Consider the following 9,072-nt stretch of genomic DNA (forward strand, 5'->3'; position numbering starts at 1 on the left):
GCTCGAGGTCGGCATGGCCAACGTCAACACCCCCGCCGGGGAAGGCGCCGACCTGCCCTTCGGAGGCACCAAGCGCTCCGGCTTCGGCCGCGAGCTCGGCCCCTTGGGCATCGACGAGTTCCTCAACAAGCGCCTCTTCTACGTCCAGCAGTGACACCGCGGCCGGGTGGCGCGTCGACAGAGGCGTCGACCGCCACCCGGCTCAGGCCGGTTCGACGATCGTCAGCGGCAGGCCCTCGAGCCCATGACGCCGTCGCGCCGCACCGGCGGCGAGCAGGTCGCCGCACACGTAGCGACCGGAGTTGCTGCACAGCACCCGGTCGTCGTTGGCGACGATGTAGGTGTGCTCCAAGCGGCGCAGCACGGGCAGCAGCTCGCGCTCCACGGTGACGGCGCGCACGTCGCAGGCGGCGACCCCGACAAACCGTCCGTCGACCGTCACCGGCTGGGAGAAGGTGATGGTCAGGTCCTCGGTGCACAGGTAGTCGACGAACGGCCCGATCACGTGCCGCCGGCCGTCGCGCTCGGGCTCGCGGAACCACGACGTGGTCGTGTAGTCGTAGAAGCCCGGTTGCTCGGGACCCAACGGCACCTGCAGCCGCTGGACGAGCGCCCCCTCACGCACGAGCCACTCCAGCCACCATGGCCGGTCGGCGAAGACACCGATCGCCGCGACGAATCCGGCCCCGACGACCCGAGCGCCGGGTGTGGTCAGGTGCGGCTCGACCGCAGACCGCAGCCCGGAGACCGTGGCGGCCAGGGGTGCCTCGTCGAGCTGACCGGCGAGGTGCTCGGCGATGAACGCCTCGACCACCCCGGTCAAGCCGAAGGCCTCCCCCGCCACGGCGTCGATGACGTCCAGCACGGGCCTCAGGGCCTGCGTGGTCATAGCTCCTCCTCGGTCAGACGATGCTCGATCATGCGTGCGGTGGCGTCGCGTACGCGGTGCTCGGCGACACAGCGAGCGCGCTCGCTCGCCCGTTCCTCGATCGCATCCAGGATCGCTGCACACCGCTCCAGATCGGCGCGGTGGGTGTGGGTGCCGTCGGTCTTCTCCGAGGCCAGCCACAACAGCGTGCCCACCTCCGCCTGAAGATCGATCTCGGCGCGGTACAGCCTCGGGGACTGCGCCGCGACGGCGACCAGCACCCGGAAACGCGCATCCGCCCGACACCGCGCCCCGGCATCCGTCGCACCGGCCAGCTCCTCCCAGGCCGCCCGCAGCAGGCGCACGTCATCGGCCGAGGAGCGCTGGGCGGCCAGCGCGGCCGCGCCGCCCGAGACGATCGCGTACAGGTCACCCATGTCGCGCAGCTCGACGACGCTGCGGGCGCGCAGGCGCTGGCGCGACAGATCGCTCGGCCCGCCTTCCGGCGTGCGCACGAAGCTCCCTCCACCGCGCCCGCGCCGCGTCTCGATCAGGCCTCTGCGGCGCAGGTCCGCGAGCGCCTCGCGGATCGTGACCGTCGCGACGCCGAAGGCGGCGGCCAGCTCGATCTCGCCCGGCAGCTGGGTGCCGTCGGTGAGCAGCTCGAGCTCGATGGCGTCGGTGAGCCGGCGACTGACCTGCTCGGCGCGCCCCAGCGGCTCCAGAGGCGCGAAGACGGCGGCGGTGCCGTGGCCGAAGTAGTGCCGCATGCAGCTCAGTACGCCTCTCGTCGCGGAATAGTTCCGGAGAATGATTGCGGATTGAAAACTTGTTCCATAGTTTTACGCCATGGCATCCCCAACGACCAGACCCGCGAACGGATCGGTCACCTTGCGCGGCATCCGCAAGACGTTCGCCAGCACCGTCGCGGTCGACACCGTCAACCTCGAGATCGCCGACGGCGAGTTCTTCGCGATGCTCGGCCCGTCGGGCTCCGGCAAGACGACCGTGCTGCGGATGATCGCCGGCTTCGAGCAGCCCACCGAGGGCACCGTCCTGCTCGGAGGCGTCGACGTCACGACCGTGCCCCCGCATCGCCGCGACGTGACGACCGTCTTCCAGGACTACGCGCTCTTCCCGCACATGACGCTGCGCGAGAATGTCGAGTACGGCCTGCGCACCCGCGGCGTGACCAGGGGCGAGCGCCGCCGCCGGGCCGACGAGGCGCTCGCCATGGTCCGGCTCGACCACATGGCCGCCCGCAAGCCGGCCCAGCTCTCCGGCGGACAGCGTCAGCGCGTCGCGCTGGCCCGCTCCCTGGCCGTACGCCCCAAGGTGCTGCTGCTCGATGAGCCGCTGGGCGCCCTGGACCTGAAGCTGCGCGAGGAGATGCAGGTCGAGCTCAAGGCCATCCAACGCGACGTCGGCATCACGTTCGTCTTCGTCACCCACGACCAGGACGAGGCGCTCACGCTGTCCGATCGCCTCGCGGTGTTCAACAACGGACGCGTCGAGCAGGTCGGACCGGCACGGTCGGTCTACGAAGAGCCGGCCAACCGCTTCGTCGCGGGTTTCGTCGGCACCTCCAACATCCTCTCCGACGCGATCGCCCAGCAGGTCGTGGGCCGCAGCGGCACGTGGGCCGTGCGCCCCGAGAAGATCGCCGTGCTCGGCGACTCCCCCGCCCCCGCTCGCGCCACCGTCCGGGAGGCGACCGTCACCGAGGTCGTCTACGCGGGCGCGAGCACCCGCGTCCTGGCCGACGTCGGCCCCGTGACGCTCACGCTCACCAGCCTCAACACCGGGGGCGTGCGTGATGTCCAGCGCGGTGACCGGATCCGGCTCGCGTGGACCGACGACGCTCTCCACCAGCTCACCGATGCCGACCCAACCGACCGGCGCGACACCCCCACCGAGGAGATCACCGCATGAAGATCCGCCTGAAGAGCGCCGCCGCACTGCTCGGCGTTGCCACCCTCGCCCTGAGCGCCTGCTCGTCCTCGACGACCACGACCAGCAGCGGAGGCACCAAGGACATCAAGCCGCCCACGATGAGCGCGGCCACCAAGGTCGGCACGGGCGAGGGCAAGCTCAACCTCGTCGTGTGGGCCGGCTACGCCGAGGACGGGTCCAGCGACACGTCCGTCGACTGGGTCCACCCGTTCGAGCAGCAGACCGGCTGCCAGGTCAATGCCAAGGTCGCCGGCACCTCCGACGAGATGGTCCAGCTCATGCGCACCGGCGACTACGACGGCGTCTCGGCCTCCGGCGACGCGACCCTGCGCCTCATCTACGCGGGCAACGTCGCGCCGGTCAACACGGATCTGGTGGACAATTACAAGACGATCTCGGGCTTCCTGAAGAACCAGCCCTGGAACTCCGTCGACGGACAGATGTACGGCGTGCCGCACGGCTGGGGTGCCAACGTCCTGACCTGGAACAAGGCGGAGGTGAAGACCGCCCCGACGTCCTGGAGCTCGGTCTTCGACGCCACGACGCCGTATCACGGCAAGATCACCGCGTACGACTCCCCGATCTACATCGCCGACGCGGCGCTGTACCTCGCCAAGACCAAGCCCGAGCTGGGCATCAAGGACCCCTACTCCCTGACCGAGAAGCAGCTCGACGCCGCGATCGCCCTCCTCAAGCAGCAGAACGCGAACGTGGGCGAGTACTGGTCCGACTACACCAAGGCGGTGCAGTCCTTCGAGTCGGGCTCGACCGTGATCGGCACGTCGTGGCAGGTGATCGCCAATCTGATCAACGCCGACAAGAAGGTCCAGGTCGGCACCACGGTGCCCGCGGAGGGCGCGACCGGCTGGTCGGACACCTGGATGCTCGCGGCCAAGGCCGCCCACCCGAACTGCATGTACGAGTGGATGAATTGGATCACCTCGCCGAAGGTGAACGCCGAGGTCGCGGAGTGGTTCGGCGAGGCCCCCGCGCAGACGCTGGCCTGCGACCAGACCAGTGACAAGTCGTTCTGCGACACCTATCACGCGACCGACGACGCGTACGCCAAGCAGATCCACTACTGGACCACGCCGCAGAAGCAGTGCGTTGACGGCTCGGGCAGTGACTGCACCGACTACGCCGAGTGGGTCACCAAGTGGCAGCAGATGAAGGGCTGACGTGACCGCGCTGGTTCCCACCGAGAACCTGCGTGCGGGACGGCGGCCCTCGCGCCGCCGTCCCGCACCGCTCGGGTATCTCCTGCTGCTCCCGCCACTGGCCTGGCTCTTCATCGCCTACCTGGGCTCGATGGCGGTGCTGCTGGTCAGCGCGTTCTGGAGCGTCGACTCCTTCACGGGTCAGGTCGTCCGGGTCACCACCACGGGCAACTTCGGCGCGGTGCTGCACGATCCGCTGTTCCGTACCGTGACGCTGCGCACGGTCGGGGTCGCCCTCGGCGTGACCGTGATCGATGCCCTCCTCGCGGTGCCGCTCGCCCTGTTCATGGCCAAGGTCGCAGGGCCGCGGATGCGCATCGCCCTGATGGTGGCGGTGACGACTCCCCTGTGGGCCTCCTACCTGGTCAAGGCGTACGCGTGGCGCGGCCTGCTCGCACCGAACGGGCCCCTGGACTGGATCACGGGCGGCCACAGCATCGGCTACGGGCTGCCCGCGACGGTCATCACGCTGTCGTACCTCTGGCTGCCGTACATGATCCTGCCCGTCTACGCCGCCTTCGCCCGGGTGCCCTCCTCGATGTGGGAGGCGAGCGCCGACCTGGGCGCGACCAGTGGCACCACCCTGCGGCGGATCGCGGCGCCCCTGGCCTTCCCCGGCATCGCAGCCGGCTCCATCTTCACGTTCTCGCTCTCGCTCGGTGACTACATCGCCGTGCAGATCGTCGGCGGCAAGTCCCAGCTGCTGGGCAACGTCATCTACGGCCAGCTCGTCACCGCGAACGACCAGCCGCTCGCCGCGGCGCTCTCCTTCGTCCCGCTGGTGGTCGTGCTGCTGTACCTCTTCGCCCTGCGGGCGACCGGCACTCTCGAACAGGAGGCACGATGAGACTCTCGGCAGGTCTGCGACGCTTCGTCGGCGGTTGGACCATCCTGGTCCTGCTGTTCCTCTACATCCCGCTGGTCTTCGTCGTCCTCAACTCGTTCAACTCCTCGCGGACGTTCGCCTTCCCACCGAGTGGTCTGACGCTCTCGTGGTGGAAGGCGGCGGCCCACAACAGCGCCGCCTGGCACGCTCTGGGCGCCACCGCCATCGTGGGCGTGTGCGCGGCGTCGTTGGCGCTGGTGCTCGGGACGTGCGCGGCCTTCGCGCTGCAGCGCTACCCGGTGTGGGGCAAGCAGCCGATCAGCCTGTTGATCACCATGCCGATCACTCTGCCGGGCATCGTCACCGGCATCGCGATGAACACGACCTTCCACTCGGTGCTGGGCTGGAACCTGACCCTGTTCACCGTGATCATCGCGCACACGACGTTCTGCATCGTGGTGGTGTTCAACAACGTGCAGGCGAGGCTGCGCCGGACCGGGACGAACCTCCAGGAGGCCTCATCCGACCTCGGCGCGACAGCGTTCCAGACGTTCCGCTGGGTGACGTTCCCGCAACTGCGCGGCGCGTTGCTCGCCGGCGGCCTGCTGGCCTTCGCGCTGAGTTTCGACGAGATCGTGGTCACGGAGTTCACCGCCGGCTCCACCCGCACGCTGCCGCTGTGGATCTTCGACAACCTGTTCCGGCCCAACCAGGCGCCGGTCATCAACGTGGTCGCGGCGGTGCTGACCGTGATCGCCGTCGTGCCCGTGTGGATCGCGCAGCGCTACGGCGACGACGAGGCCTGAGAGCCGGACGTGACGAAGGGCCCCACCCGGCGACCTGCCGGGCGGGGCCCTTCGTCATCGGTCGTGAAGGTGCTCAGAGCTCCTTGATGCCCCAGTCGGGGCCGTCGTACTCGTTGAGCAGCTCGAGGAACGGGGTGGCGTCGAAGGCCTCCGGGCCCAGGACGCCCGCCCCGGTCCAGACGCCTCGGGCCATCAGTTCAAGGGCGACGACCGGGCAGATCGCGGTCTGCCAGACCACGCACTGGTGGCCGTACTCCTGCATCGACCACTCGTTGTCGACGACGTGGTAGTAGTACGTCGCCTTGGGGTCGCCCTGCTTGTCGAGGCCGGTGACCTTGAGGCCGGCGCAGGTCTTGCCCTTCATCTGCGGACCGAGCTTGGCCGGATTGGGCAGCAGCGCGGCGACGACGTCGCGGGGGCTCACCGATACGTCGGTCCCGGAGGCTCGCGACGGGACGTCGACCGGCTCGACCTTGTCCAGGCCGAGCTTGGAGAGCGTCTTGAGCACCTCGATGAACTCGTCGCCGAGGCCGTACTTGAAGGTGACCTTCTTGGCGTTGACGAAGCGCGGCATGAGGAGGACCTCCTCGTGCTCGACGTTGACGCACTCGACCGGGCCGATGCCCTCAGGGAAGTCGAAGACCTCAGGCTCGCTGAACGGCTCGGTGGTGTGCCAGGTGCCGTTCTCCCAGATCACCGGCGGGTTGAGGCACTCCTCGATGGTGGTCCAGATGGAGAAGGACGGCGCGAACTCGTAGCCCTCGACGGTGATGTTGGAGCCGTCGCGCACGCCGAGCTCGTCGATCTCGGAGAAGTCGTGGTCGGCGGCGTACCGGGCGAAGACGTCGGCGAGGCCGGGCTCCACGCCCATGCCGACAAGTGCGATCCGGCCGGCCGCCTCCCACAGGTGGTGCTGGGCGAACTGCTGGTCGCCCAGCATCACACCGGTCTTGGTGAACGGGTCCTGCGGGTGACGCTGCGAGAGCGACATCGCCATGTCGAGGTAGTCGGCCCCGACGATGCGCGCGGCCTCGAAGATCGGCATCACGTAGCGGGGATCGACCGCGTTCATGACGTGGGTGATGCGGTGCTCCTGGGCGAGCGCGACGAGCGCGTCGACGTCACCGGCGTCGATCTGCGCCCACGCGAAGCGGGCGTCGACGGCGGCGGCCTGCTCCGCCGACTCGGCGTCGTAGTCGGCGATCAGGATCGCCTCGTAGAAGTCGCGCCGGGCGGCGATCGCGGCGAACGCGGCGCCGACCCCACCGGCCCCGACCAGGAGGATGCGCATCGGGCTGGGCTGAGTGGGCGTCGTGGTCATGGGAAGACTGTAACCCGATGTACGAAGCGCTCGCTACAGTCCTGGCGCTTGTTGTTTCGCCTCACCGGTCGCATCGGTCGCAACGGATTTCGTGCCGAATCCGTCCGGATGCAACGGATCCGCTTGCCAACCGAAGCAGAGCCGGGAACGATGGGCCGCATGGCCATGGACAATGAGCAGCTCCAGCGCGCCGCGAAGGACCACCTCTGGCTCCACTTCGCGCGACACTCGGTCTACGAGCACGCCGACGTCCCCGTCATCGTGAAGGGCGAGGGTCCCTACATCTGGGACAGCAACGGCAAGCGCTACCTCGACGCGCTCGGTGGGCTCTTCACCAGCCAGCTCGGCCATGGTCGCGTGGATCTCGCCGAGGCCGCGGCCGAGCAGGCCAAGCAGCTGGAGTTCATGCCGCTGTGGTCCTACGCGCACCCGGCCGCGATCGAGCTCGCCGCGAAGGTCGCCTCGTACGCGCCCGGCGATCTCAACCGCGTCTTCTTCACCACCGGCGGCAGCGAGGCCGTCGAGTCGGCCTGGAAGCTGGCCAAGAACTACTTCAGGCTCACCGGCCGGCCGGGCAAGCACAAGGTGATCAGCCGGAAGTACGCCTACCACGGCACCACCCAGGGCGCCCTGTCGATCACCGGTCTGCCGACGTTCAAGCAGCCCTTCGAGCCCCTCGTGCCGTCGACCTTCCGGGTGCCGAACACCAACTTCTACCGTGCGCCCGAACATGTCGCCCACGACGAGGAGGCCTTCGGTCGCTGGGCCGCGGACCAGATCGCCGAGACCATCGAGTACGAGGGCGCCGACACCGTCGCCGCGGTCTTCCTCGAGCCCGTGCAGAACGCCGGCGGCTGCTTCCCGCCGCCTCCCGGCTACTTCCAGCGTGTCCGCGAGATCTGTGACGAGTACGACGTCCTGCTCGTCTCGGATGAGGTGATCTGCGCGTTCGGCCGACTCGGCCACATGTTCGGCGCGGAGCGCTACGGCTACCAGCCCGACATCATCACCTGCGCCAAGGGACTCTCCTCGGGCTACGCCCCGATCGGCGCGATGATCGCCTCCGACCGGCTGATGGAGCCTTTCCGGCAGGGCACGAACACGTTCCTGCACGGCTACACGTTCGGCGGACACCCGGTGTCGGCGGCGGTCGCCCTGAAGAACCTGCAGATCTTCGAGGACGAGCAGATCCTGGAGGGCGTCCGGGAGCGCGAGGGGGCATTCCGGGCGAGCCTGGAGTCGCTGCTGGACATCCCGATCGTCGGCAACGTCCGCGGCGACGGCTTCTTCTACGGCATCGAGCTGGTCAAGGACCAGAGCACCAAGGAGTCCTTCGACACCGAGGAGTCCGAGCGCCTGCTGCGCGGCTATCTCTCCGGGGCGCTCTTCGAGAACGGGCTCTACTGCCGCGCGGACGACCGCGGCGACCCGGTCATCCAGGTCGCCCCGCCGCTGATCTGCGACCAGTCGCACTTCGACGAGATGACCCAGGTCCTCCGGATCGTGCTCGAGAAGGGCGCCTCGCTCGTCTGAGCCTCCTCCCGACTGCGAGGAGTCAGGGAACCGCGGCCACGTGGACATGGTGGCCGCGGTTCCCGCAGCAGTCCGTGCGGCTCCGACCGCTCCCTCACCCAGCGCCAGCATGCCCTGACTGAAGGAACCTCCCCATGACCGCCCAGCCCAACCAGCCCACCGTGCAGCAGCACGACGTGATCGTCGTCGGTGCCGGCGTCACCGGCCTGACCACCGCCTACCGCCTGCTCCAGGCCGGCCGCGAGGTGACCGTCCTCGAGGCACGCGACCGCATCGGCGGCCGGCTGCGCAACGAGACGCATGAGGAGGAGGTCGACTTCGAGGTCGGGGGCCAGTGGGTCTCCCCCGACCAGACCGCCCTCATCGCGTTGCTCGACGAGCTGGGTCTGGAGACGTTCAAGCGCTACCGCAGCGGCGAGTCCCTCTACGTCGGCAGCGACGGCGTCGCGCGTCGCTTCGCCGACGAGATGCCCGTCTCTGAGCGGACCAACGCCGAGATCGATCGGCTGACGAAGGTGTTGGACGCGCTGGTCGCGGAGATGGATCCC

At 69.0% G+C, this 9,072-nt stretch carries 10 protein-coding genes; 7 read left to right on the top strand and 3 right to left on the bottom strand.

Annotated elements, in window-relative coordinates:
- The first annotated feature begins 13 nt into the window (after positions 1-13).
- Positions 14-154: an aldehyde dehydrogenase family protein gene (locus tag KSO98_RS18180; RefSeq protein WP_372457811.1), complete on the top strand. Its 141-nt coding sequence runs from the start codon at positions 14-16 to the stop codon at positions 152-154.
- Positions 155-202: 48 nt separating this feature from the next.
- Here KSO98_RS18180 and KSO98_RS18185 read toward each other — a convergent pair whose 3' ends face one another.
- Together KSO98_RS18185 and KSO98_RS18190 are read right to left on the bottom strand one after the other, a co-directional pair.
- The gene (locus KSO98_RS18185; protein WP_225287171.1) at positions 203-889 is read right to left on the bottom strand and encodes a cache domain-containing protein; all 687 of its coding nucleotides are present in this window, start codon (positions 887-889) and stop codon (positions 203-205) included.
- The gene (locus KSO98_RS18190; RefSeq protein ID WP_225287172.1) at positions 886-1,638 is read right to left on the bottom strand and encodes a FadR/GntR family transcriptional regulator; all 753 of its coding nucleotides are present in this window, start codon (positions 1,636-1,638) and stop codon (positions 886-888) included. Before KSO98_RS18190 ends, KSO98_RS18185 begins: the two co-directional genes overlap by 4 nt.
- A 79-nt stretch (positions 1,639-1,717) precedes the next feature.
- On the opposite strand from KSO98_RS18190, the gene KSO98_RS18195 reads away from it, so the two are divergent.
- Genes KSO98_RS18195 through KSO98_RS18210 form a run of 4 tightly spaced genes read left to right on the top strand, consistent with a single transcriptional unit; the run spans position 1,718 to position 5,670 of the window.
- Positions 1,718-2,800, top strand: coding sequence for an ABC transporter ATP-binding protein (locus KSO98_RS18195; protein ID WP_225287173.1), 1,083 nt, complete (start codon positions 1,718-1,720; stop codon positions 2,798-2,800).
- Positions 2,797-3,999, top strand: a complete 1,203-nt coding sequence (locus KSO98_RS18200; protein ID WP_225287175.1) for an ABC transporter substrate-binding protein — start codon at positions 2,797-2,799, stop codon at positions 3,997-3,999. The genes KSO98_RS18195 and KSO98_RS18200 overlap by 4 nt, the downstream gene beginning before the upstream one ends.
- A gap of 1 nt (position 4,000) precedes the next feature.
- On the top strand, positions 4,001-4,885 hold the full coding sequence (locus KSO98_RS18205; protein WP_225287176.1) for an ABC transporter permease: 885 nt from the start codon (positions 4,001-4,003) through the stop codon (positions 4,883-4,885).
- Positions 4,882-5,670: an ABC transporter permease gene (locus tag KSO98_RS18210; RefSeq protein WP_225287177.1), complete on the top strand. Its 789-nt coding sequence runs from the start codon at positions 4,882-4,884 to the stop codon at positions 5,668-5,670. Before KSO98_RS18205 ends, KSO98_RS18210 begins: the two co-directional genes overlap by 4 nt.
- A 73-nt stretch (positions 5,671-5,743) precedes the next feature.
- Here KSO98_RS18210 and KSO98_RS18215 read toward each other — a convergent pair whose 3' ends face one another.
- Positions 5,744-6,991 carry a saccharopine dehydrogenase family protein gene (locus KSO98_RS18215; RefSeq protein ID WP_225287178.1) on the bottom strand — a complete coding sequence of 416 codons (1,248 nt, stop codon included), beginning with the start codon at positions 6,989-6,991 and terminating at the stop codon, positions 5,744-5,746.
- Between the two features lie 159 nt (positions 6,992-7,150).
- Here KSO98_RS18215 and KSO98_RS18220 point away from each other — a divergent pair, with 159 nt between their 5' ends.
- Positions 7,151-8,524: an aspartate aminotransferase family protein gene (locus KSO98_RS18220; RefSeq protein ID WP_225287179.1), complete on the top strand. Its 1,374-nt coding sequence runs from the start codon at positions 7,151-7,153 to the stop codon at positions 8,522-8,524.
- A 134-nt stretch (positions 8,525-8,658) separates the two neighbouring features.
- Positions 8,659-9,072: flavin monoamine oxidase family protein (locus KSO98_RS18225; RefSeq protein WP_263642984.1), on the top strand; the 414-nt coding region annotated here is incomplete at its 3' end.

The sequence above is a fragment of the Nocardioides nematodiphilus genome, assembly GCF_020216525.1.
Lineage (GTDB): Bacteria > Actinomycetota > Actinomycetes > Propionibacteriales > Nocardioidaceae > Nocardioides > Nocardioides nematodiphilus.

What these genes read in the sequence shown, in the direction of transcription:
- KSO98_RS18200 (WP_225287175.1), top strand. Translation starts at nt 2,797, where the DNA reads ATGAAGATCCGCCTGAAGAGCGCCGCCGCACTGCTCGGCGTTGCCACC.
- KSO98_RS18215 (WP_225287178.1), bottom strand. Translation starts at nt 6,991, where the DNA reads ATGACCACGACGCCCACTCAGCCCAGCCCGATGCGCATCCTCCTGGTC.
- KSO98_RS18210 (WP_225287177.1), top strand. Translation starts at nt 4,882, where the DNA reads ATGAGACTCTCGGCAGGTCTGCGACGCTTCGTCGGCGGTTGGACCATC.
- KSO98_RS18195 (WP_225287173.1), top strand. Translation starts at nt 1,718, where the DNA reads ATGGCATCCCCAACGACCAGACCCGCGAACGGATCGGTCACCTTGCGC.
- KSO98_RS18185 (WP_225287171.1), bottom strand. Translation starts at nt 889, where the DNA reads ATGACCACGCAGGCCCTGAGGCCCGTGCTGGACGTCATCGACGCCGTG.
- KSO98_RS18190 (WP_225287172.1), bottom strand. Translation starts at nt 1,638, where the DNA reads ATGCGGCACTACTTCGGCCACGGCACCGCCGCCGTCTTCGCGCCTCTG.
- KSO98_RS18220 (WP_225287179.1), top strand. Translation starts at nt 7,151, where the DNA reads ATGGCCATGGACAATGAGCAGCTCCAGCGCGCCGCGAAGGACCACCTC.
- KSO98_RS18180 (WP_372457811.1), top strand. Translation starts at nt 14, where the DNA reads ATGGCCAACGTCAACACCCCCGCCGGGGAAGGCGCCGACCTGCCCTTC.